This is a genomic window from Flavobacterium sp. LC2016-01, assembly GCF_009711135.1.
Lineage (GTDB): Bacteria > Bacteroidota > Bacteroidia > Flavobacteriales > Flavobacteriaceae > Flavobacterium.
Window position 1 is genome coordinate 902,516 of record NZ_WMIC01000001.1, and the last position, 23,724, is coordinate 926,239.

The window sequence follows — 23,724 nt, forward strand, 5'->3', positions numbered from 1 at the left end:
AAAGTTTAAACTCTTAACTCATAACAAATAACTCTTAGCCTTTTAAAACTATTTTAAAAATTCGATTGATACATTTTGTTTTGTTAATGACTCATTTTCTTTTGCTAACGCATAGGCGCTTTCGTCAAATTCTGTCATAAGATCTTTTTTAGCACCAATTGAAAGCAAATATTTTAAGATTGTATCATTTTTTGCAACCATTGCGGCTTTGTGTAATGCTGTAATTCCGTCTTTGTTTTTAGCGTTTACATCAATATTTAAAGCGGCTAATTTTTTTACTAACGGCAGCTCATTTTTCGCTGCTGCGAAATGATATAAAGTACTTCCGTCTTTTTGCGGTGCAGCAAGATTTAATCCTTTTTCCTGAAGCAGTTTTGCTTTAGCATCAAAAGTATCTTGTTTAGGATCTGGTCTGTAAGCTTGTACTAAGTAAAAACCTAGAGTATTTCCGTCTTTATCAACAATATTTACGTCAGCTCCTTTATCTAATAAAAGTGCAACAGCTTCAGGCGTTCCTGATTTTACAGCCATTGTTAAAGCCGATTCTCCTTTTGTATTTTTAAGATTAATATTTTTCGCTGTAGGCAATAATACTTCTAATGCTCCATTTTCTCTAGCACCGGCTGCATTCATGAAAGGCGCATTTCCGTCATTATTTACTTTGTTTGCATCAACATTTTTTGATAAGAAATAAGTAATAATTTCTTTTTGATTTGGCTTTGTTGCTAAAAAATGAAGCACATTATCTCCAGATTTTGCTGTTACAGTTGGTTTTAACTTCAAATCTTCAACTAAAAATTTGTACGCTTCAAGAGAAGTTGTTTCTCTGCGGCTTCCTTGAGTTGCAATAAGAATCGCGTTGTCAGTAGGTTTTACTTTTCGGTTTAATAATTTTTTCAAAAGAACAATATTTCCAGTTCTGGCAGCATAATCAAATGCAGTGTTTCCATCTTTGTCAGTATCTTTTAATGATAAGCCTTTTGTAGTTAAAAAATCGGCAAGTTTTAAATCCTTGTCAGATGGAATTCCTAAAAGCAATAAGTTTTCGCCGTCTTTATATTTTTTCTTTGGATCAATTCCTGCTTTAAAAAATGCCTCATAAAGTGCCGGATCAGATTGTCCGTTGCCCGCAGCAAAAACTAGTGGAGTAGTACCGTGGCTGTCTTCAAAATTAACATCAGATCCTTTTGTGATTAGATATTGTACTAATTCGGTATTGCCTCTATAAGCAGCCCAGTGTAAATAAATACGATTATCGTGCGTAGATTTGTTTATAGGGTTTCCTGGCTGCTCTAATAAGAATGTTATTGTTGTAAAAGGTGCATCATTATTAATGGCTAAGGTTGTAACATCAAAAGCATTTGCGTTGGCTTCTGCCGGATTATTTCCTTTTGCAATTTCGGCTTTTACGGTATTTACATCTGGCGCGGTTTTCCAAAAAGAAGCTTCTAATAAAGTATTTTTTTGCTGTGCATTAACAAAAAAAGCGGTAGTTAATGCCAAATAAAGAAAGATATTCTTTTTCATATTTTGGTATTTGTTGTTATTCAATAAGTTATAATTTGGTTGTTCTTTTTGATAAAAATCATTTGTTGAAATGATTCTATTTAGAATAAATAAAAATAACGCAAATGTAAAAATTAATATCAGTAAATCAATTTATTTGACTCAGAAACTTTGGACTTAAGCAGATTTTAAGCGTTTTTTATATGATTTTCTTTCTATAAGACCTATGTAAAGGATAAAAGTTTAATTTCATTCAAAATTTATTTTCTGAAACAAAAAAGGGTATAATTATCATTAAATATTAATTTAGTAGCCGTTTCCGATACCATTGAAATTTAAAAACCCAAAACAACCTGTAGATGGAGAATATTACTGTAATTATAATGTTACTGTTTGGAGTCGCTTTTTTGAGCTTAATGAGTAAAAGATATAATTTTCCAATTCCAATTGTACTGGTTCTTTGTGGTGTTGCAATTAGTGTAGTTCCAGGACTTCCAGTAATTGCCTTAAATCCCGAAGTCGTTTTTATTATCTTTTTGCCACCGCTTTTGTATCATGCGGCCTGGTATACTAGTTGGTATGAGTTTAAAAAAACAATTCGGCCTATAACGCTTGCCGCAGTCGGACTGGTTTTATTTACCACATTTGCCGTTGCTGTTGCGGCGCATATGCTGATAGATGATATTTCTTGGCCGTTAGCGTTTTTGCTTGGTGCTATTGTTTCGCCGCCAGATGCTGTTTCTGCGACTTCAATTACTAAAGGACTTGGCTTGCATCCGCGATTGATTGCTATTCTCGAAGGCGAGAGTCTGCTGAATGACGCAAGCGGACTTGTAGCATACAAATATGCGCTTACTGCCATAATTGCTGGAAATTTTGTGCTTTGGGAAGCCGGATTAAATTTCTTTATCATGTCAACTTTAGGAATTGCGATTGGTCTTTTGGTGGGTTATGTCATGAGTATTATTCATAAAAGATTTGTCTGTGATGATGTTATTGAAGCGACACTGACACTTTTAACGCCTTTTGCATCGTATTTAATTGCAGAGCACTTTGAATGTTCAGGAGTACTTGCGGTTGTAACGACAGGACTTTTTCTGTCGGCGAGATCGAGCGTTATTTTTACGCATGAAAGCCGTATGATGGCAGGGACTATCTGGAATATTTTGACCAATATATTAAATGGCCTGATTTTTATATTAATAGGGCTGCAGTTGCGCGATATTATTTCGGGAATTAGCAATTATTCTGGAACTTCTTTGTTTTTATGGGGTGCGAGTATAAGTATCGTTGTAGTTGTAGTGCGCTTTTTATGGATTATTCCGGCAACATTAGTTCCGAGATTTCTCAGCAAAAAAATTCGAGACAATGAAGAATTTGATTACCGCAATATGATCATTTTTGGCTGGTCAGGAATGCGCGGTGTGGTTTCTATGGCAGCAGCATTGGCCTTGCCATTAATGTTAAATGAAAAAGAAGGATTTCCGCTTCGTGACCTTATTATTTATTTAGTTTTTTGTGTTATACTTTCTACTTTGGTTGTTCAGGGACTTACGCTGCCTTGGCTCATTCGAAAATTAAAATTACAGCCGTATTCGATTTTAGCCGAAGAATATGAGATCAGAAATGTGATTGTTTCAGAGACAATCGCTCATATTGAAGATAATTTTTCGCTTCTAAATGACGATTTGCTCCATAATATTAAAAGTAAATATGAAGTAAAATTTAATCGTTTGCAGAAAACAGAGCTTCCGGCAAATTTCTTTGGAAAAGGAAAAGTAATGGGAGGGGAGATTTTTAATGATTTTACGAAATTACAGATCGATCTGCTAAATGTTGAACGTGCAAAATTAGAACTCATGCATAAAAACGGCTCGGTAAACGAAGAGATTTTCAGAAAAATAGAAAAAGAGCTGGATCTTGAGGAAACGCGCCTTTGGATGGAAATGTATGAGGAATAAGGTAATTAGATAATTAATTAAGTCAATTTTAGAAATCCTATAGTGTTGTAAAATAACTTATATTTACATCTCATATTATTTATTTCATGGAAGAGAATAAACATGTAACGATCTACGATATTGCAGAGAAGTTGAATTTAGCAACCTCTACAATTTCAAGAGCATTGAAAGATCATCATTCAATAAGTGATAAAACGATAAAAAAAGTCAAAAAGGCAGCCAAAGAAATGGGATTTGTTCCTAATACTCTGGCAGCTGGTCTGCGTGGAAATAAAACAAACACAATTGGAGTTTTGATTCCAACAGTTACACAGCCGTTTTTGTCCTCTTTAATCAGCGGTATTGAAATTACAGCACAAAAATCGGACTATTCTGTAATTATTATGCAGTCGCACGATTCCTATGCCGAAGAAGTAAATATGGCTAAATCATTGTACAGCAATCGTGTAAGCGGTGTTATTTGTTCGCTGGCGATGGAAACGAGAGATACTTCGCATTTTGAGCAATTTTCAAATAATAATATTCCGCTTGTGTTTGTTGACAGGGTTCCAAAGGATTATAATACGTTTAGAGTCGTTATCGATAATTATTCAGCAGGTTATAAAGCGACTAAACATTTAATTGAGCAGGGCTGTATCCGAATTGCACATTTAACTGCCGGCGCTGAATTTGGAAATCTTTATAATGAAAGAAAAAGAGGTTACATAGAAGCCTTAAGAGATCATAATTTGCCTATAATAGAGGAATTGATAGTTGATTTAAAATCGGTTACTTATGAAGATGGCGTAAAAGCAAGCAATAAATTGTTTGATTTGAAACCCATTCCAGACGGTCTTTTTGCTTCTGGAGATATTATAGCAGTAAGTGCCGTGCAGACTGCAAAGAAAAGAGGAATAAAAGTGCCGGAAGAGTTGGCAGTTATTGGTTTCAATAACGACCCTATTTCTGAAATTATAGATCCTAATTTATCTACAATCACGCATCCAGCAGAAAAAATGGGAAAAGCAGCAGCCGAAATCATTATAAAAAACCTAAAATCGTCAAAAGAAAGCGATGTTCAGGAAATTACTTTCTTAAATACAGAGGTTCTTGTTCGAGAATCTTCACATAGAAAGTAAATTGCTGTTTTAAGTGGATTAATGGTTAGTTCAATTTTATGTTTAAATGTCTTATTAATAGATGTTTATTGTTTTTGATAATCAGTTTTAGAAATATATAAAAAACTCCCGTCAATTTTTATGACGGGAGTTTTTTTGTTGTAATAAGCAACCGATTGTCTTTTGGGTTTATTTTTCTGAACAAAATAGGTCTTTAGTTAATTTTCCTACACCACTGTAAAACTAGAGAATATTTACTTACAGATTGCTTAAAACTGCTATTATAAGAGAAATAAAAAATTCCAATATTCAACTTTTATATTTTTTTTAATTTTTTTAACAAAACATCAATTTATCTACAACGTTTTCGTTGAATAATATTGCTGTTTTATTAAATATTTAAAATTTTAATATAAATATTGAATTATGTATTTTTTAAACTGCGTTTTTTTTAATTATTCGAATAAAAAAATTGCACAACCGGTTGTGTGTTGTTGTATTTTATATATATTTGTTCAGACAAGATTTGTTTTGGCTTTCATTATGATTCAAATGAACCCTATAATATGTCTGTTTAAAAAAACTAACTAACCATACTATTAACTAATTAAATCAACCATTTATGACTAACTTTTTAATTACGAAAAGCAAATGGAAATACTTTGAAAATCTAGGACTGCTGTTCCTGATGTTCCTGTTTTCTGCTGCTGTAAATGCTCAAACCACTGTATCTGGTGTAGTTTCAGATGCAAATGGACCAATACCTGGAGTTAATATCATTGTAAAAGGAACTAATATTTCGACAGTTTCTAATTTTGATGGTGCTTATACCATTCACACATTGCCGGCTAACGGCGTTTTGGTTTTCAGTTTCATCGGATATAAAACAAAAGAAATAGCTGTTGCTAACCAAACTAAAATTGATGTTACGCTAACAGAAGACGCAAACGACTTAAAGGAAGTAGTGGTAGTAGGTTATGGTACCATGAAAAGAGGCGATTTAACCGGCGCCATTTCTTCTATTTCAAGTAAAGCAGTTGCAGAATCAGTAACAACAACCGTTGATCAGCTTTTACAAGGCCGTGTGGCGGGTGTTCAAATTCAGGCAAACAGCGGTGCGCCGGGAGCGAGTTCTTCGGTTCGTATTCGTGGAATCAGTTCGCTAAATGGATCTAATGAACCTATATATGTAATCGACGGTGTTATTATTGACGGAACAGCGAGTGCGCTTATGTCAAACCCATTGGCTTCGATTAATCCAGCAGACATTGTTTCACTTGATGTTTTAAAAGATGCTTCAGCTACTGCTATTTATGGATCAAGAGCGGCAAATGGAGTTATCATCATTACTACTAAACGTGGCAAAAAAGGAGATATGGCCCTTAATTTTGACAGTTATGTAGGCTGGCAGGAAATTCCAAAACATTTGGATTTGCTGAATTTAAAAGAATACGGTATACTAAAAAATACGCGTTCCGATTTAGGAATTGTACAGCGTGATAATACTTTCATTCGACCTGATTTGTTAGGAGAAGGAACTGATTGGCAGAAAGAGCTTTTCACTACAGCCATGATGCAGAGTTATAATTTATCTGCTTCGGGAGGGACAGATAATACTACTTATGCACTGGGAATTGGATATTTAGATCAGGAAGGTATTGCGATTGGATCTGGTTTTGACCGTTTTAATTTAAGAGGAGTTGTTGATTCTCAGGTGAAAAGTTATTTTAAAATCGGAGTAAATTTTGCACTGAGCAAAACAAACCAAACGACAACGGTTACAGATGAATCTTTGATTTTGACAGCGCTTAAGCAAACACCAAACGTTGCGGTGCGTAATGCAGATGGAACTTTTGATGGTCCAGATACAACTGAGTTTGTGCAAAACAATCCTATTGGACTTGCTTCTATCAAAGACAATCACAATATTAATTACAATATGAGAGCCAACACGTATGCTGAAATCAGTTTTACGAAAGACTTGAAATTCAAATCACAATATTCTGTTGATTATAGTTTTGCCAACAATTACACTTTTAGTCCGTCTTATACTTTTGGTGCACTTGTAAATGATGTTCGCGAAGGAACAAGAACAAAATCAAACAGTGATTATTGGAACTGGAATAATATTTTGACTTACAATAAAACTTTTGGTTCACACACTATCAACGCAATGTTGTCTCAGGAAATGCAGGAATCACACTGGGAAAATCTTTACGGATACCGTTCAGGATATTTAACAAACGGCGCAACCGATTTGAATGCTGGTGACGCAACAACTGCTAAGAACTCAAACGGAAGCAACAAAAGTGGATTAAGCTCTTATTTTGCTAGATTATTTTATTCGTTTAACGATAAATATTTATTGACTGCCACAATCCGTCGTGACGGTTCTTCAAAATTTACAGAAGATAACAGATGGGGCTGGTTTCCGTCTGCAGCATTGGCTTGGAAAGTTTCAAATGAGGAATTTTTAAAAGACAGCAAAGTAATCAATAACATGAAATTACGCGTGGGCTGGGGAGAAGTAGGTAATCAAAATGTGCCAAACTTCGCTTATACTTCAACTTACAATGCTTCGGCAACAAATTGGGGAACAGGACTTCTTGCAGCAAATACAGCTAATAAAGATTTAAAATGGGAAACTTCAAGCCAAACAAACATTGGTCTTGATTTAGGATTCTTAAATAACAGAATCGAACTTACGACAGATGTTTATTATAAAAAGACAGACAATCTGCTTTTACAACTGCCACTTCCGGCTTATGTTGGAACAACTGGACAAGGTTCAACATCTTCTCCTTGGGTGAATGTTGGTTCGCTTGAAAACAAAGGTATTGAGTTTACACTGAATACTTTAAATATGGACAGACCAGATTTTTCTTGGAGAACTAATGTTACTTTCTCAATGAACAGAAGTAAAGTCCTTTCGTTAAACACAGAAACAGGAATTTTGAACAAAAGCATTCAGCAAGGTTCTGATGTAACGATTGTTACGCGTACTGCAGTTGGACAGCCAATTGGTCAATTCTATGGCTACAAAGTAATTGGACGTTTTGAAAACGCAACTGATTTCTATTATAAAGATAAAAACGGAGCTGTACAGCCGACTGCTTTGCCAGAAGGAATGCAAATTGGTGAAAATGGTGTTTGGATTGGGGATTATATTTTTGAAGACATTAATAAAGACGGCGTAATTAATGAAAAAGACCGTGATTATGTTGGTAACCCAAATCCTGATTTTACTTTTGGTATCAATAACTCATTTTCTTTCAAAGGTTTCGATGTTAGCATTTTGCTGACAGGTTCTTATGGAAACGACGTTGTAAACTACCAAAGACGCTGGTTAGAAAACCCTCGTGAAAATACCAATTTATTGTCATCGTCTTTAGTTTATGCACAATTGGAATTGATTGATCCAACGGGACCAAATGATTACCGTAACGTACACATCGTTGGCGGAGATCCTTATATGCCTAGAATTGCTGCATCATCTGCCGCTTCTTCATCAAATTACCGTTTCAGCAACCGTTTTGTAGAAGATGGTTCTTATGTAAGAGTTAAGAATATTTCGATAGGATATAATCTTCCGCAGAAATTATATTCTAAATACGGAATTTCGAATATCAAAATTTACTCAAATGCTCAAAATATTTTAACGTTCACAAAATATAAAGGGTATGATCCTGAAGTTGGTTCGCTTAACCAAGATGCGCTTTTAACGGGCATTGATAACGGACGCTATCCTTCGCCAATGATTACAACACTTGGATTAAATGTTAACTTCTAAAATCGTGCAGACAATGAAAACAAAAAAAATATTATACTCGGTTCTTTTGATCGCATTACCATTTGTTTGGACTAGTTGCAGTGATCTTTTAGATGTTGAACCCGAAGATCAAATTACAAAAGAAAATTTTTATCAGTCAGAAGCCGATTTTCAGGCTGCAACGGGACCGCTTTACAATAAAGTTTGGTTCGATTTTAATGATAAATTTTATTATGGTTTAGGTGACGGGCGTTCGGACAATTTGTATGCACCGTATTCCGATTATGTTTATCCATTTACAGATTTATCTGAAACAGGACTGACAGGACCTTTAGTTTCTGCCTGGGGATCTTTATATAATGTTGTACAACAGTCAAACAATGTAATTATTGGTATTTCAGACAGTAATGTAAATACAACTATTAAAAACAAATACATTGCCGAAGCTCGTTTTATGAGAGGAACTGCTTACTGGTATTTGGCATCGCTTTGGGGTGACGCAATTATTTCTACTGACCCAAGAGAATTGGTTAAAAATCCAATTGTAAATAAAAGTCCGATGAAAGATGTTTATGAATTTGCGATTCGTGATTTAGAATTTGCAGCAAAATATCTTCCAGAGCAGGCAGGTCAGGCAGGACGTTTGACAAAATATAGTGCATTCGGAATGCTTTCTCGTGTTTATTTGTCTTTTTCAGGAGTAAGTGATAACCCAAACAGCGGTACAAGAAAGCAGGAATATCTTGATTTAGCCAAAAAAGCAGCTGAAAAAGTAATCAATTCTGGTCCATACAAGTTAATGGCCAATTATGCTGATTTGTTTAAAATTGATAATAATAACAATACAGAATCCATGTTTGCTTTGCAATGGGTTCCAAATGGTGATTATGGAGTGAATAATATGCATCAGGCTTATTTTGCGCTAGGTTCTGATGTTACAGGAGATGATGCGGCTTGGGGATATTGGACAAGAGCTTCTAATAATATTTTGTATGAGTATGAATCTAAAGATGCCCGCCGAAAAGCAACTTGGATGGGTGATGATGATTTTTATCCAGAAATAAACAAATCAAACGGAGGTTATACGGTTGACCATACAAAAGATTTCCTTACTGTGAAAAAAGGTGTTGTAGGTTCTACAAAAGACAACCCTAAAACAACGCGTATGAATTCAGGTTTAAATACTTATATGTTGCGTTTAGGCGAAGTTTATTTGAATTATGCCGAAGCCGCTTTAGGAAATAATGCTTCAACTGCAGATGCTCTTGCAATTAGTGGTGTAAACTTGCTTCGCCAGCGTGCAGGACTTGATCCAAAAGCAACTTTGACTTATGCTGATATTATCCATGAAAGAAGAGTAGAATTGTGTATGGAAGGACAATATTGGTATGATTTAGTACGTAGATCGTATTACAAACAACAGGAAGTAATAAACTATATAACAGGTCAAAACAGAGGAACTATTGTGCCAATTTTGTATGATTCTGCAACAAATACGGTTTCGGTTGATGCTTCAAAAAGCAACAGCACACGTTCGATTGGTGTAATTGATGCTACAATTTTTGTACTGCCTTATCCAGAATCTGAATTGGTTCAGAATCCGCTGTTGAGAGAAAATCCAGTTCCGTATCAATTTACAGAAGAGAAAATCAAAGACTTATTCTAATCAGACTGAAAATAATAAATCTAAAAGAAAGATTAATATGAAATATATTTTAAATAAAAAGTATTGGGCACCCATCGCATTTCTTGGGATGATGGTCTTTAATATGCTGTTTACTGCCTGCGACAATACTGATGGCGCCAGTAAACAAATAGTAATAAGCAAAGTATTTCTGGAAGATGTAAACTCATCTGTTCCCGACAGAGAAGTAACTTTTGCCCGTTTAGGACAGACATTACGTATTGAAGGTTCAGGATTTACAGGACTAAGAAGAGTTTTTATAAATGGATATTCAACGTATTTTAATGTGGTATTTGTTTCTGATAATTCAATGATTGTCAGTGTTTCTGCTGATACACCAACAATTGAAGCAGATCCTGCAGCAAGAAATACAATTCGTTTTGTAAATGATAATACTGAAACGACTTTCAATTTTGATATTCGCTCAGGAAAACCAGCTATTAATGAAATTTCGAATACAATGCCTAATCCAGGAGAAATTATTACGGTTTCAGGTTCTGGTTTGACAGAAGTTAAAAAAGTAGTTTTCCCAGGAAATGTTACTGTAACGACAGGAATTGTTTCAGATCCAGATGGTGAATTTTTTACGGTTGCAATGCCAAACGGAGTTTCAGATAATGGAGGTTCATTATATGTTGAAGGTTCAAACGGCGGTGTTTATTCTCCGGCATATTTCAACTTTAAAAAAGGATTGCTTCTTAATTTTGACGGACAAGGACAGCACGGATATTGGGGAACAGGCACAAGTATGATACAGCCAGAAGATTTGGAATCAGCAGCAATTGGAACGGGTAATGTTTCTCAAGGGAAATATGTACCGCATCGTCCGGCTCGTATCGCTTCTTTTGATGCTGGAAAAAATCGTCTTTCAGAAGTTTGGACTGCAGGAAGCGGAGTTGATAACTGGAGAACACAATTAACGCCATACATTCCGGCAAATACACCACTTGATAAAGTAGCATTGCAATTTGATGTTTTTGTTCCAGATGCATGGAAAGATTCGGGTTTCTTAAAAGTATGTATGATTAATAACTTTAACGGAGGAGAATGGACAGGCGCTGTTTATAATTATGTTCCGTGGATTGTTGATGGAAAATCAGTAGAGTTTAAAACAACTGGTTGGAAAACAGTAACTATTCCGTTAAATAAATTCTACGCATGGTCGAAAGAAGCTTATACTTTCGAAACTGTTTTGGCATTCCGTGAAGCGGCAACATATCAAAACTTCGGAATGTTTTTCGAAAACTCTGATGTCAAGCTTAAAGATGTAACAGGAACTGCAAGTGAAGTCGAATTTCCATCAAAAGCAACTTCTGTAAAAGTGTACACAGACAACTGGAGAATAGTTTCTTTAAACACACCAGTTTACAACGATTTTAACTAAAAAAGCATCAAAATGAAATATAAAAATATACTTCCAATAGCTGCCTTGTCATTAATGTTTTTATCATCTTGCGATGATAATTTGATGGACTGGGAAAAAGATCCGGAACACGGTGCTATAACAGGCGCAGAGCTTCCATTAGAATTAGTTGAAAAAATAGGCCGTTATGAGCCATTAAAAAACTACACCAATTTCGTTCTAGGAAACGGAATTGGAGCAGATTTATACCTGAACGATGCCGCTTACCGCAAAATTGTAAATGAAAATTTTGACGAGGTGACACCGGGATATGAGATGAAACATGGCGCGATGGTGAATTCAAAAGGAGAAATAAACTTTGCTACAATGGATGCTTTTATTGCTAAAACTAAAGAAGCTGGCTTAAAAGTTTTTGGGCACACTTTAGTTTGGCATTCGAATCAAAATGCAAGTTATTTGAACAGTATTATTGCGGCAACGGTAATTCCGGGTTCAAGTGGTGCTAATATTTTAGATATTGCAGGCTTAAAAAGCGGTGCGTTTACCAACTGGGCAAAAAATAATCCTGGAAAAGGAATTTCGGTAGTTGCAAATTCTGGACTTACGAGTACTTCGCAGGCAGTGCAATTACAGTCAAGCGCAACATCTTCAGTAGCGTATAATTTACAGCTGACATCGCCAAATGTTCCTATTAATGCTGCTCATAATTATGAACTTTCATTTTATATTAAATCGGATATCGCTGGAAAAGGCCGTATTTCTTTTAATGCATCATTGAATAGTCAATATCCATATAAAGATTGGTATGGCACAGGTTCGCAGACAGAAGCTTTTGCAACTACATCATCATGGCAGCAGGTTAAAATTAAGTTGGCTCCAGGCGATTTTAAGGCTGGAAGTACAAGTTTTCAGTTTAATTTAGATTTAGGTTACTTGCCAAATGTGACGTATTTAATTGACGTTAATACTTTAGCGGTTGTTGATTTAGATGCGCCAGTAGGGGTTACTAATTTGGTTGCTAATGGTAAATTCAACACAGATATTAACGGATGGTCTCAATACAATGGTGCCGCTGGTTCTTTGAGTCTTGCAACAGCAGCAAATGCTTATGAAGGAAATGGTGCTATGAAAGTAGTAAATGCTACAAGTGATGCAGCAAATCAATGGAAAACACAGATTCATTCTGATTTTACTTCTACGCTAGTTTTAGATAAAGATTATACAATTTCTTTTATGATTCGTTCAGAGGCAACAGGTTCTGTACGCTGCTCTACAACTGGAACAACAGCACATTATCAAGGAGATCAGGCAACTTCACCAACTTGGAAACTGATTGAATGGAAGTTTAAAGGAAATGGAACAGAAACTGGATTGAACTTTGACTTAGGAGGAACTGCTGGAACGTATTATATCGATAATGTGGTAGTTTCTGACGGAACATCAAGCGGTGGTGCAACTCCTCCAGTTAATATCGATAAAACGGATGCTGAAAAAACAACGATCATTGGTAACGCAATGGCTGATTGGATCGCTAAAATGATGGCACATTATAAAACAAGCGTTTTTGCTTGGGATGTTGTGAATGAGCCAATGAAAGAAGACGGAACTTTAAGAAACGGAACAGAAGGCGACACAGCAACAGATTATTTCTCTTGGATTAAATATTTAGGAAAAGATTACGCCGTTACTGCTTTTAAGTTAGCTCGTACAAATGGAAATGCTACAGATAAACTTTTCATCAATGACTACAATCTTGAATCAAGATTAGACAAATGTGACGGTTTGATTGAATATGTGAAATATATTGAAAGCAAAGGTGCTACGGTTGACGGAATTGGAACTCAAATGCACATTTCGTTGACAACTGATAAAGATAAAATTGTTCAGATGTTCCAAAAACTGGCAGCTTCTGGGAAATTGATTAAAATTTCGGAGCTGGATATCAGATTAGGTACTGCTACGCCAACTGTTGAACAACAGGCTTCGCAAGCGGCAATGTATCAATATGTTATTGACATGTACAAAAAATATATTCCGGCAGCACAGCAATACGGAATTACAATTTGGGGTGTTTCAGACAGTGTTAAAGAGCACGAATACTGGCTTCCAAATGAATCTCCAAACCTTTGGGACGCAAATTATGTTCGTAAACACGCTTACAAAGGAACTGCAGACGGTCTTGCAGGAAAAGATGTAAGTGCTGGATTCTCTGGTGAATTAGTAAAGAAGTAATATTTTTTAATTAAAAATAATCCATGACACAAATTCCATTTCGGGTTTGTGCATGGATTATTTGTTTTCTTAAATTTTTAAAACAATCAGAATGCAATATTTTCTAAAAACGAGATTTTTTCTGCTTTTTGTACTGTTTATACAGTTTGGATTTTCTCAGGAAAAAATTCCAAATCAAAAAAAAAAAGGAAGCAAGACACAGTTAATGGTTAACGGAAAACCATTTATAATTCGCGGAGGAGAATTAGGGAATTCTTCTGCAACTACGATGGAAAGTATGGAACCAATTTGGCCCAAACTGACGGATATGAATTTAAACACAGTGCTGACACCAATTTATTGGGAATTGATAGAGAAGGAGGAAGGCAAATTTGATTTTTCTTTGGTCGATGATTTAATTGTCAGAGCCAGAAAAGAGAATTTAAAACTGGTGTTTCTTTGGTTTGGTTCTTGGAAAAACAGCATGTCAAGTCACGCACCAGAATGGGTAAAATTAAATCAGAAGAAATATCCAAGAATTAAAGATGATAAAAACAAAAGCCATGAGATCCTGACGCCTTTCAGCGAAAACAACTTAACAGCCGATTCGAATGCTTTTCAGAAATTGATGAAACACATCAAAGATTTTGATCAAAAGGAGCAGACCGTCATAATGATTCAGGTGGAGAATGAAATTGGAATGCTGCCAACTGCGAGAGATTATTGCTCAGAGGCGAATATTGTTTTTCAGAAAGAAGTTCCAGCTGATTTATTAAAATATTTACAGCAAAACAAAGAAAAATTAATTCCCGAATTTTTAGAAATCTGGAAGAAAAATGGTTTCAAAACGAAAGGAAATTGGGAAGACATTTTCGGAAAAGGAACTCAAACCGATGAAATTTTTATGGCTTGGTATTTTTCGCAGTTTACCAATAAAGTTGCCAAAGCCGGAAAAGAGGTTTACGCATTGCCAATGTTTGTAAACGCAGCTTTGAATGCGCCAGAAAAAAAACCAGGCGAATATCCGAGTGCCGGGCCGTTGCCACATCTTATGGATGTCTGGAAAGCTGGCGGAACAGCAATTGATTTTCTTTCGCCAGATTTTTACAATCCAAATTTTAAGCATTGGAATGATTTGTTTACGCGTCAGGGCGACCCGTTGTTTATTCCTGAACATCGTTTTGATGCTTCTGCGCCGTTCAAAGGTTTGTATGCCATTGGTCATTATGAAGCCATAGGTTTTTCGCCTTTTTCTATTGAATCTGTTGCCGATGCAAAAAAAGAACCGCTTGGAAAAATTTATGAATTGGTAAAGCAATTAACGCCAATTATTGAAGCAAATAAAGGGCAAGGAAGAATTGACGGGGTTTTATTAGATAAAGAAAATCAGTCACAAATTATTCAGTTGGGAAATTATGAATTTACGTTCAAACATGATTATACTTTAAATTGGTCAGATGGTGCCAAGGAAGCAGTTTGGCCAATGACCAGCGCCATTATTATTGAAATTGCTCCAGACGAATTCTATATTTCCGGCTCCGGAATTGTAGTCACTTTTAAACCTTTAAAAAATAAAGAATTGAATGCAGGAATCTTAAAAACAGATCAGGGAATTTTTGAAAATGGAGTTTGGAAAACCATTCGCCACTTCAACGGAGATCAAACTCACCAAGGCCGACATATAAGAATTGCTGTTGATGATTATGAAATTCAGAGGGTAAAATTGTACTCTTATGAGTAAATTTTAGGTGACAAAGAGACAAAGAGACAAAGTTGTAAAGGTTTTTTTTAGTCACTAAACAATAAACCCGATAGGTTTTAAAAACTTGTCGGGTTTGCTTTATGGATACAGTTTAGAAACCTTTGTCTCTCTGTCTCTTTGTCTCCCTTTACAACTAATCTAAAGAAAAAGAAGTCTTATCAATTGCAGAAAGCGTTAACGCCGCCGCAAAACTGGTAAAAACAGAATAATCTAATGGCGCTTTAATTGAAATTGAAAAAGTCATTGTCAATGCAAAAAGCAGCATTAATCCAGCTGTTCCAAGAGCAGCATATTTGGTTTTAAATCCGATAATCAAAAGCAGGCCAAATGTAATTTCGAAAAAAGTAGCTAATGCACCTAAAATTCCAGCTAAAGATTTACTAGCAAAAGAATTAAGCGTTTGGGTATAAGCAATAAAATTATCCCAATTTCCCCACGCTACTCCCGGCGCTCCTGGTGCGCCCCAAAAGCCAAAACGGTCTGCAACTGCAGAAAGCATGGTAATTCCTAAAAAGATTCTTAAAATAAAACCGGCATTTGATAAGGATATGTTTTTCATATTGGACAATTTTTTATGTAAAAGTAAAAAGATGTTGGGTAACTTAAGATGTAAAACCGTTTTCTTTATCTTTAAAAGCCCATTCTGCCATTGCATGAATTACAGGCATTAAACCCTTTCCAGCTGGGCTCAAGCGGTAGGTTACATAAGGAGGAACGACAGGTTTAGCTTCTCTGATAACAAGATTATCGGCCTCGAGCTGTTTAAGATGCTGGATCAACATTTTCTCGCTGACGGCAGGAATGGCTCTTTTTAATTCGCTATAGCGTCTGCTTCCTTCCGAAAGATGATAAAGAATAATAGGTTTCCAATAACCTCCAATTTTTTCCATTACATAGGTAACAGGGCATTTTTCTAAGGCGTACTGCTTGTTTTCCTGAATTGTTGAAGATTCTTTAATTGCTGTCATAGTGCATACTTTAGGGTAAGTACTTGTGTAAAAGTAAGTACAAATATACCTTTGTTTCAGATAATAAAAAAATATACAGTCATGAAAATTACAATATCAGGTTCGTTAGGGAACATCGGGAAACCATTAGTTAAAAAACTTATTGCTGCGGGACATCAGGTAACAGTAATTACCAGCAATTCAGATCGAAGCGAAGCAATCGAAGCATTAGGAGCAAAAGCAGCAATTGGTTCTGTGAGCGATGCTGTCTTTTTAGAGAAAACATTTGAGGGAGCAGATGCTGTTTTTGCAATGACACCGCCAAACATGGGAGGCAGTAATGTTATAGCGAATACAATAAATGCCGGACATGCTTTTGCTAAAGCAATTGCTGGTGCTCAAATTGGCAGAGTTGTAATGTTGAGCAGTATTGGTGCTGATTTGCCAAATGGTACTGGTCCTATTGCAGGACTTTACAACATTGAAAAAATATATGAAAAATTAGAAAATGCTTCGATAACTTTTTTACGAGCAGGATTTTTCTATACTAATTTTTATAATGATGTTCCAATGATAAAAGGCGCCGAGATTATGGGGGCAAATTATCCTGCATCAACTGTAATTCCTTATGTGCATCCAGAAGATATCGCAAACGCGGCCGCAGAAGAATTGGTAAAAGCAGGATCAGGAAAAAATATTCGCTACATTATAAGTGATGTGCGTACTCCAGGTGAGGCTGCAAAAATATTGGGTACAGCAATCGAAAAGCCAGAATTGCCATGGATTGAATTTACGGATGAACAATCTTTAAACGGAATGATTCAGGCTGGATTGCCAGAAGAATTTGCCGGCTTATATACTGAAATGGGAACGGGTTTACGCAGTGGCGCAATCGCAGCTGATTTCTTAAAAAACAAGATTATTGACGGAAAAACAAAACTGGAAGATTTTGCAAAAGAATTTGCTGTAAACTACTAAATCGATCAAAAGCTAGAATAAAAATTCACTGTTTATTGTAACTTTTTTGAGCAAAAAAAGAGACAGCTTATTACTGTCTCTTTTTCATTATGATATTGTTAAATTCTTATTTCAGGGTAGTTTTAATCACAATTGCAGCTTGCTGAATTGCTGTTTGAATCGCTGGAACATTTGAAATTGGATTTAAAAGTCCGTAATCGTGAATCAATCCGTTGTATCTTGTTAAAGTTACAGGAACTCCAGCTTCGTTTAATTTTCGGGCATAAGCTTCACCTTCATCTCTTAAAACATCATTTTCAGCAGTTTGAACTAAGGCAGGAGGCAAATCTTTAAGTTCAGCTAAACTTGCTTGAAGTGGAGAAGCATATTTTTCAGCTCTTTTTGAAGTTTCTGGCAAGTAATTATCCCAAAACCATTTCATCATATTTTTAGTTAAGAAACGTCCATTGGCATATAAATTATAAGATTCAGTTTCAAAATTAGCATCGGTTACTGGCCAAAGTAAAACTTGAAGTTTGATATGAGGTCCTTTTTTGTCTTTTGCCATCAAAGTAATTGCTGCAGTCATATTACCTCCAACGCTGTTTCCAACAACAGCAAGGTTTTTGCCGTTAACGCCAATTTCTTTTCCATTTTCGGCAACCCACTGAGTTGCGGCATAAATTTCATTTATTGCTACAGGATATTTAGCTTCTGGAGAAGGAGTATAGTCAGGAAAAACTGCAACGGCACCGCTTTCAACCACAAGATCTCTTACTAATCTTCTATGAGTTGGATAATCTCCTAAAACCCAGCCACCGCCGTGAATAAAGATAAATACAGGGGCATTGTCTTTAGCTCCTTTTGGTTTTGTAATATGAATTTTTACTTTTAAACCGTTTTGTGAAATTACTTTTTCAGATTCTTCGATACCAGAATAATCAACTTCAACTGATTTTTGGGCACCAACTAAAACATTACGTGCGTCAGTAACAGATAATTGTTCAAGCGGTTTTCCGTCACCTGAATTTAGTGCGTTTAAAAAACCTCTGACTTCTGTAAATATTTCCGGGTCGTTTTGTCCTTTATAAGGTCTTTCTTGTGCTGAAGCAATTGTATTTACGATTAACAATGCTGCAATAAATAAACTTTGTTGTAATGCTTTAATAGTTTTCATATCTTTTATCTTTTAATTATTTATAATTTGATAGGACAAAGATATGGCGGTTGTAAAGCCTTAAAAATAGACAAAAGTCTATTCTAATTGTACATTTTTCCCTTGAAGGTATTTTTTCTTGAAATTTGAAGGAGTGTCGCCGACTTTATTGGTAAAAAGTCGGTTAAAATAAGCCGGATCTTCATATCCAAGCTGATAAGCAATCTCTTTTACGCTTAAGGAAGAATAGCCCAAAAGCCGTTTTGCTTCGAGAATAATTCGGTCTTTAATAATATCATTTGGCTGTTGAAGTTCTAACCGATTGAATTTGTTAGAAAGTGTTTTTGGAGCAACGCCAAGAATATCGGCATAATCTGCTACAGTATGTTTGGTTCTGAAATGAATTTCGACCAATCGGCTGAAATCTCTGAAAAAATCCATTTCTTTTGAAGGTTCATCATTCAAAACACCTAACTGCTGTATTTTCCAAATTCGGGTTGCTTTGATAATCAGCTGTTTTAAATACGTTCTGATCATTTCTTCCTGAGAAGAATCAGGTGCATCAAATTCCTGCTGCAGCTGTGAGTAAATGCCATCAATAAATAAGACCTCTTTATCAGGCAGAGCAGTCATTGGCATTTCAAAAATATTATTGAATAATAATCCGTCGCATGCCACCTCGGCATCATGAATTTGTACACAATAAAAATCTCGGTTATAATACATAAAATAACCTTGCTTTTTTCCTTCCTTATCAATTTGCAGATATTGATTGCTGTTGATAAAAAATAGGGAAGGACTGGAAGTTTGATACTGCTTAAAGTCTATTGTAATTGAATATCCTTCAGGAAGATAAAGGACTTTAATATATGATTTGTACAAATCGCCATTAATTTCTTTAATAAAATCTTCATTCAGGGCGAAGAAGCCCAGCTTTTTATAATTAGATTCAAAAAATTTATGGTTAAGCATTGGTGAAGCTGTTTTTATTTCTAATTCTTTTCTTTCGACGAAAGTTCTAAAATGTTTTTACTGATAATATTTTTATCCGAAAGAGTTTTGGCCAGTTTTAGAGCGGTTTCAAAATGATGAAGTGCTTTTAAATTGTCAATATCGGTATACAAATTCCCAAGCAGCGAATAATAAAAATGATTATCAGTCAAATTTAACTTTTCTGCTTCAATTATTGCTTCTTGTTTGCCAATAGATTTTGATAAAGCAAAAGTTCTGTTTAAAGCAACAATTGGAGAATATTCTAAAATAATTAAATGATTGTAAAGTTCCAGAATATGTTTCCATTTTTCTAAAGTATCACTTTTTAGTGTATGCCAATAAGCAATTCCGGCTTCAAGATGGTATTTTGAAAGTGTATTTCCGATAGAAGATTTACCTAAAAAATAAGTTCCTCGGTCAATTAATTCCTGATTCCAAAGCGTTTTATCCTGATCTTGGTATAAAATAATTTCACCGCTTTCTGAGGTACGCGCATCAAATCGGGACGAATGAAAACACATTAATGCCATTAAAGCATTTACTTCGGGAAGATTAGTTGTTTGATTCTGAACCAATAAATAGGTAAGGCGCATGGCTTCGGCACAAAGATCCTTACGCAGTGTGGTATTTTGTGAAGTCGAGTAATAACCTTCAGAATAAAGCAGATAAATGGTTTTTAAAACCGTATCAATCCGGTCTGAGATTTCAGTCTTATTCGGACTTTGTATTTTAATGTTTTCTTCTTTAAGTTTTTCTTTAGCACGATTGATACGTTTGTAAATCACTTCTTTATTTGAAAGAAAAGCATCCGATATTTCGCTTATTCCAAAACCGCATAATAAATTCAATGCCAATGCAATTTGCGCTTCAGCAGAATTACAAGGATTACAGACGGCAAAAATCATCGCCAGCTGACTGTCGGCAATATTTTGTTCTGATAAATCAATATCGATTTCCGGATTGTTCAACGGTGCATTGTATTTGATTTCTGAGACAATTTTCTTTTCAAAAATATCAGTTCTCTTAAAATGGTTTTTGGTTTTATTTTTAGCCACGGTATAAAGCCAAGCCGTCGGATTTTCTGGAATTCCTTTTATAGCCCAAGTTTCAGAAGCGGCCAAGAAAGTATCGCTCACAATATCTTCGGCAATTTCAATATGATGAATGCCAAACAGACTGCAAAGCACCGAAACAATCTTCTGATATTCCGTTCTGAATAAATTGGGTATAAGTTCTTTTTCCAAAATTGTAAATTGTTAATTGTGAATTATAAATTATTTAAAGACGATAAATTGATAATTTACAATTCACAATTTATAATTATTTAAACCGCCATTCTGATTTCAACATTGCCTCCAAAATCTAAAACCGGGCATCCTTGTGCAATTGCTGCCGCTTCTTCATAATCTTTGGCTTTTATAACAATTAAGCCACCAATAGATTCTTTAATTTCAACAAAAGGTCCGTCGGTAATTCCTTTGTTTGAAGTTACCAATTTTCCTTTCCCGTCCCAGCGCTGTAAAGGTCTTGCCAATTTATCCTGTGCCGCTAAACCACCAAACCAGTTTTGCCATTGCTGTAAATGCTGTTGTAATTCTTCTGGCGAAGGCTGTACTTCTTTAGTTGTAAAATCTCTTCTGAAAATTAATATGAATTCATTCATTTTGATATATTTTAGTGTTTTATAAAAAAGAAGCTGTTTTTATAATGATATAAATTTAGTGTTTTTACCAGATATAAAAACAGCTTGGTTTATTTATCCAAATTGCCCAACTCTGTAAGCTCCAGGGGTATTGGCAAAAGCAATATTGATGCGGTTCCAAATGTTGATTGCACCAATGGCAAGCGTAAGATCAATCAATTCTTCTTCAGAAAATGAAGCTTTTGCAACATTGTAAACTTTATCAGGAACATCACAAGCATTTACAGCTTCTGCATAAGCAAGTGCCGCTCTTTCGCGTTCCGTGAAATAAGGAGTTTCTCTCCACGCGCTTAAACCAAATAATCGCTGTGTTGTTTCGCCATTTGCGATTGCTTCTTTTGAATGCATATCAAGACAGTACGCACAGTTATTAATTTGCGATACTCTAAAATCTACCAATTCTAAAAGAGATTTTTCAAGTCCTGATTTTTTCAAATAACCGCTTACGCCAAATAATGTTGAGATTGCTTTTTGACCTTTTTCGAATACATTAATTCTAGTTTCCATTTTGTATAAATTTTAATTGTTTATACTCTAATGACAACCGAAGTTTCAGAACTGGACAAATTTTTGAAAAAAAAATAAAAAAAAGTAAAAATCTTTTATTTTGGACGTATTTGAAGGTGTTCCAGTGTTTTTCCGACCAACGTTTTTTCTCCAACAACTTGAAATCCGAGGTTTAAATAAAGCTTTTTTGCGTTTGAATTATCTTCTTCAACCAATAATCCTAAAGTCTGATTGTTTTTGGCAACAAATTCTTCAATCAAAAAACGAAGCAGTTTTGAACCAATCCCTTTTCCTTGATGTTTTGGATTTACACCTAAAGAATCAATATAAAATTCGCCGGCTTTTGTTTCTAATTCCGGATCAAATTCCGGATTAAAATGGGTTCGGACATATTCAATAATCGGAATCCTTAAAGCTTCTAAAGCAGCACCATTATAAATGTTAACGGCTCCGACTATTTCATTATCCGCTTCAGCGACAAAACAATTTTGATACGAATATTGATTGTTTTCTTTTCCGATGAAATACTGCAGGAAATCTTTCGCGGCAACATAATCTTCTTTTTTAAGAAACTTATAAATGATATCTTCCATTGCGAGTAATAATATTGGAGCAATTTGTTCTGAATCTGATATTTTGGCTTTTCTGATATTCATTCTGAGAAAGTTTGATTTAGCAAATTTAAAGTTTTATTTAAACACATAGTCCCGGTAGCTATCGGCATCTTTGGCTATAAAGGCGTTTCACTTGTTTAAACCAACATAGTTGTTGCCTTAAACTTTGACAAAGTTCTTCGCAAGGAAAACCACAAAACTATGTGTGAGAAACTAGTTTCTTTAAATTTACCTTTTTCAATACAAAGAAATTCTATGTTTCTATGTGTTTAAATAAAGTTTCAAATATATCTGTTCAATCTGTAAAATCTGCGGGAAACCATATAAGATATTGCCGAATTTCTACCGATATAGGATAAAAATATACCAGTTCAATAATATAAACTGCTCGTATCTTTGTTATTATATTTTAATTTAAAATTAAAAAAGAATGAAAGCAATAGGATTTAAAACATCATTAGACATAAAAGAAAAAGAGAGTTTTATAGAATTTGAAGCTGTAAAGCCAGTGCCCGGCGCGGATGATTTATTAGTAAAAATTGATGCGATTTCAGTAAATCCAGTCGATTTTAAAATTCGTCAGAGCAGTGCGAAAGATACTGTTCTTGAAACTCCAAAAATCATTGGCTGGGATGCCGTTGGAATTGTACAGGCAGTTGGCGAAAAAGTGACTCTGTTTGAAGTTGGTGATTTGGTTTATTATGCCGGAGATATTACAAAACAGGGAAGTAATGCGGAATATCAGATTATTGATGAAAGAATTGCAGGCCGAAAACCAAAGTCATTAAGTATTGAAGAAGCGGCCGTGATTCCATTAACTGCTTTGACAGCTTGGGAAATTTTGTTTGACCGAATCAGAATCAATGCTGAAAAAGACAAAGGAAAATCAATTTTAATTATTGGAGGTGCAGGCGGAGTAGGTTCAATTGCGATTCAATTGGCGAAGAAAATTGCTGGATTAACGGTTATTGCCACAGCGTCGCGTCCTGAAACTATTGAATGGTGCAAAAAACAAGGAGCCGATTTTGTTGTAGATCATAAAAACTTAATTGCTTCGGTTAAAGAAGCTGGTTTTGAAACGGTTGATTTTATTTTGGATTTTGTGGATACCAATGTGTATTGGGATAGTATGGCAGAACTGATTAAGCCTCAAGGGCATATCGCTTCGATTACTGGAAGCAGTGAACCAGTTGCGCTTAACAAACTGAAAAGTAAAAGTGTTTCCTTTTCTTGGGAATTGATGTACACGCGCTCCATGTTTCAGACTGAAGATATGATCGAACAGCATCATATTTTAAATAAAATTGCCGATTTACTAGATGAAGGTGTTTTAAAAACGACTTTAAATTTGACCTTAAACGGACTTACAGCTGACAATTTGAAAAAAGCACATCAGCTTTTAGAATCGGGGAGAACGATTGGGAAAATAGCAATTAAGTTTTAAATTTTTCAGATAAAAAAAGCGAGATAATTCAAAAGAATCGTCTCGCTTTTT

Annotated in this window: 18 protein-coding genes; 9 read left to right on the forward strand and 9 right to left on the reverse strand. The window is 35.2% G+C overall.

The genetic code is table 11. From position 1 onward, the window contains the following. Positions 1 to 48: 48 nt before the first annotated feature. Positions 49 to 1,527, reverse strand: coding sequence for an ankyrin repeat domain-containing protein (locus tag GKZ88_RS03990; RefSeq protein ID WP_155101099.1), 1,479 nt, complete (start codon positions 1,525 to 1,527; stop codon positions 49 to 51). A 338-nt stretch (positions 1,528 to 1,865) separates the two neighbouring features. Between GKZ88_RS03990 and GKZ88_RS03995 the strand changes: the two genes are divergently transcribed. The 7 genes from GKZ88_RS03995 (at position 1,866) to GKZ88_RS04025 (ending at position 15,332) form a co-directional block, all read left to right on the forward strand. Beyond that, a complete protein-coding gene (locus GKZ88_RS03995; protein WP_155101100.1) occupies positions 1,866 to 3,467 on the forward strand; it encodes a Na+/H+ antiporter in 1,602 nt (533 codons plus the stop codon). Positions 3,468 to 3,553: 86 nt separating this feature from the next. Further along, on the forward strand, positions 3,554 to 4,585 hold the full coding sequence (locus GKZ88_RS04000; protein WP_155101101.1) for a LacI family DNA-binding transcriptional regulator: 1,032 nt from the start codon (positions 3,554 to 3,556) through the stop codon (positions 4,583 to 4,585). 601 nt (positions 4,586 to 5,186) lie between these two features. Next, positions 5,187 to 8,354: a TonB-dependent receptor gene (locus GKZ88_RS04005; protein ID WP_155101102.1), complete on the forward strand. Its 3,168-nt coding sequence runs from the start codon at positions 5,187 to 5,189 to the stop codon at positions 8,352 to 8,354. A 13-nt stretch (positions 8,355 to 8,367) separates the two neighbouring features. After that, positions 8,368 to 9,999, forward strand: coding sequence for a RagB/SusD family nutrient uptake outer membrane protein (locus tag GKZ88_RS04010; RefSeq protein ID WP_155101103.1), 1,632 nt, complete (start codon positions 8,368 to 8,370; stop codon positions 9,997 to 9,999). A 37-nt stretch (positions 10,000 to 10,036) separates the two neighbouring features. Continuing rightward, positions 10,037 to 11,401, forward strand: a complete 1,365-nt coding sequence (locus tag GKZ88_RS04015) for a glycan-binding surface protein (RefSeq protein WP_155101104.1) — start codon at positions 10,037 to 10,039, stop codon at positions 11,399 to 11,401. Between the two features lie 12 nt (positions 11,402 to 11,413). Beyond that, on the forward strand, positions 11,414 to 13,612 hold the full coding sequence (locus GKZ88_RS04020; protein WP_155101105.1) for an endo-1,4-beta-xylanase: 2,199 nt from the start codon (positions 11,414 to 11,416) through the stop codon (positions 13,610 to 13,612). A 91-nt stretch (positions 13,613 to 13,703) separates the two neighbouring features. Next, positions 13,704 to 15,332, forward strand: a complete 1,629-nt coding sequence (locus tag GKZ88_RS04025) for a DUF5597 domain-containing protein (RefSeq protein ID WP_155101106.1) — start codon at positions 13,704 to 13,706, stop codon at positions 15,330 to 15,332. Between the two features lie 154 nt (positions 15,333 to 15,486). On the opposite strand, the gene GKZ88_RS04030 is transcribed toward GKZ88_RS04025, so the two are convergent. Continuing rightward, positions 15,487 to 15,912, reverse strand: a complete 426-nt coding sequence (locus GKZ88_RS04030) for a DoxX family membrane protein (RefSeq protein WP_155101107.1) — start codon at positions 15,910 to 15,912, stop codon at positions 15,487 to 15,489. A gap of 43 nt (positions 15,913 to 15,955) precedes the next feature. Beyond that, on the reverse strand, positions 15,956 to 16,321 hold the full coding sequence (locus GKZ88_RS04035) for a helix-turn-helix domain-containing protein (protein ID WP_155101108.1): 366 nt from the start codon (positions 16,319 to 16,321) through the stop codon (positions 15,956 to 15,958). Between the two features lie 81 nt (positions 16,322 to 16,402). Here GKZ88_RS04035 and GKZ88_RS04040 point away from each other — a divergent pair, with 81 nt between their 5' ends. Next, positions 16,403 to 17,278, forward strand: a complete 876-nt coding sequence (locus tag GKZ88_RS04040) for an NAD(P)H-binding protein (RefSeq protein WP_155101109.1) — start codon at positions 16,403 to 16,405, stop codon at positions 17,276 to 17,278. A 106-nt stretch (positions 17,279 to 17,384) separates the two neighbouring features. On the opposite strand, the gene GKZ88_RS04045 is transcribed toward GKZ88_RS04040, so the two are convergent. The 6 genes from GKZ88_RS04045 to GKZ88_RS04070 all read right to left on the reverse strand — a co-directional run bounded on the left by GKZ88_RS04045 (position 17,385) and on the right by GKZ88_RS04070 (position 22,271). Then, the gene (locus GKZ88_RS04045; protein ID WP_196216444.1) at positions 17,385 to 18,434 is read right to left on the reverse strand and encodes an alpha/beta hydrolase; all 1,050 of its coding nucleotides are present in this window, start codon (positions 18,432 to 18,434) and stop codon (positions 17,385 to 17,387) included. Positions 18,435 to 18,512: 78 nt separating this feature from the next. Next, positions 18,513 to 19,385, reverse strand: coding sequence for an AraC family transcriptional regulator (locus GKZ88_RS04050; RefSeq protein ID WP_155101110.1), 873 nt, complete (start codon positions 19,383 to 19,385; stop codon positions 18,513 to 18,515). 20 nt (positions 19,386 to 19,405) lie between these two features. Then, positions 19,406 to 20,653: a DUF6596 domain-containing protein gene (locus tag GKZ88_RS04055; RefSeq protein ID WP_347343851.1), complete on the reverse strand. Its 1,248-nt coding sequence runs from the start codon at positions 20,651 to 20,653 to the stop codon at positions 19,406 to 19,408. A gap of 77 nt (positions 20,654 to 20,730) precedes the next feature. Further along, a complete protein-coding gene (locus tag GKZ88_RS04060; RefSeq protein WP_155101112.1) occupies positions 20,731 to 21,069 on the reverse strand; it encodes a YciI family protein in 339 nt (112 codons plus the stop codon). A gap of 93 nt (positions 21,070 to 21,162) precedes the next feature. Then, positions 21,163 to 21,615 carry a carboxymuconolactone decarboxylase family protein gene (locus tag GKZ88_RS04065; protein ID WP_155101113.1) on the reverse strand — a complete coding sequence of 151 codons (453 nt, stop codon included), beginning with the start codon at positions 21,613 to 21,615 and terminating at the stop codon, positions 21,163 to 21,165. Positions 21,616 to 21,710: 95 nt separating this feature from the next. Beyond that, positions 21,711 to 22,271: a GNAT family N-acetyltransferase gene (locus GKZ88_RS04070; RefSeq protein WP_155101114.1), complete on the reverse strand. Its 561-nt coding sequence runs from the start codon at positions 22,269 to 22,271 to the stop codon at positions 21,711 to 21,713. A 388-nt stretch (positions 22,272 to 22,659) separates the two neighbouring features. On the opposite strand from GKZ88_RS04070, the gene GKZ88_RS04075 reads away from it, so the two are divergent. Beyond that, positions 22,660 to 23,673, forward strand: a complete 1,014-nt coding sequence (locus GKZ88_RS04075; protein WP_155101115.1) for a zinc-binding alcohol dehydrogenase family protein — start codon at positions 22,660 to 22,662, stop codon at positions 23,671 to 23,673. Positions 23,674 to 23,724: the final 51 nt, after the last annotated feature.

What these genes read in the sequence shown, in the direction of transcription:
- GKZ88_RS03990 (WP_155101099.1), bottom strand. Translation starts at nt 1,527, where the DNA reads ATGAAAAAGAATATCTTTCTTTATTTGGCATTAACTACCGCTTTTTTT.
- GKZ88_RS03995 (WP_155101100.1), top strand. Translation starts at nt 1,866, where the DNA reads ATGGAGAATATTACTGTAATTATAATGTTACTGTTTGGAGTCGCTTTT.
- GKZ88_RS04000 (WP_155101101.1), top strand. Translation starts at nt 3,554, where the DNA reads ATGGAAGAGAATAAACATGTAACGATCTACGATATTGCAGAGAAGTTG.
- GKZ88_RS04005 (WP_155101102.1), top strand. Translation starts at nt 5,187, where the DNA reads ATGACTAACTTTTTAATTACGAAAAGCAAATGGAAATACTTTGAAAAT.
- GKZ88_RS04010 (WP_155101103.1), top strand. Translation starts at nt 8,368, where the DNA reads ATGAAAACAAAAAAAATATTATACTCGGTTCTTTTGATCGCATTACCA.
- GKZ88_RS04015 (WP_155101104.1), top strand. Translation starts at nt 10,037, where the DNA reads ATGAAATATATTTTAAATAAAAAGTATTGGGCACCCATCGCATTTCTT.
- GKZ88_RS04020 (WP_155101105.1), top strand. Translation starts at nt 11,414, where the DNA reads ATGAAATATAAAAATATACTTCCAATAGCTGCCTTGTCATTAATGTTT.
- GKZ88_RS04025 (WP_155101106.1), top strand. Translation starts at nt 13,704, where the DNA reads ATGCAATATTTTCTAAAAACGAGATTTTTTCTGCTTTTTGTACTGTTT.
- GKZ88_RS04030 (WP_155101107.1), bottom strand. Translation starts at nt 15,912, where the DNA reads ATGAAAAACATATCCTTATCAAATGCCGGTTTTATTTTAAGAATCTTT.
- GKZ88_RS04035 (WP_155101108.1), bottom strand. Translation starts at nt 16,321, where the DNA reads ATGACAGCAATTAAAGAATCTTCAACAATTCAGGAAAACAAGCAGTAC.
- GKZ88_RS04040 (WP_155101109.1), top strand. Translation starts at nt 16,403, where the DNA reads ATGAAAATTACAATATCAGGTTCGTTAGGGAACATCGGGAAACCATTA.
- GKZ88_RS04045 (WP_196216444.1), bottom strand. Translation starts at nt 18,434, where the DNA reads ATGAAAACTATTAAAGCATTACAACAAAGTTTATTTATTGCAGCATTG.
- GKZ88_RS04050 (WP_155101110.1), bottom strand. Translation starts at nt 19,385, where the DNA reads ATGCTTAACCATAAATTTTTTGAATCTAATTATAAAAAGCTGGGCTTC.
- GKZ88_RS04060 (WP_155101112.1), bottom strand. Translation starts at nt 21,069, where the DNA reads ATGAATGAATTCATATTAATTTTCAGAAGAGATTTTACAACTAAAGAA.
- GKZ88_RS04065 (WP_155101113.1), bottom strand. Translation starts at nt 21,615, where the DNA reads ATGGAAACTAGAATTAATGTATTCGAAAAAGGTCAAAAAGCAATCTCA.
- GKZ88_RS04070 (WP_155101114.1), bottom strand. Translation starts at nt 22,271, where the DNA reads ATGAATATCAGAAAAGCCAAAATATCAGATTCAGAACAAATTGCTCCA.
- GKZ88_RS04075 (WP_155101115.1), top strand. Translation starts at nt 22,660, where the DNA reads ATGAAAGCAATAGGATTTAAAACATCATTAGACATAAAAGAAAAAGAG.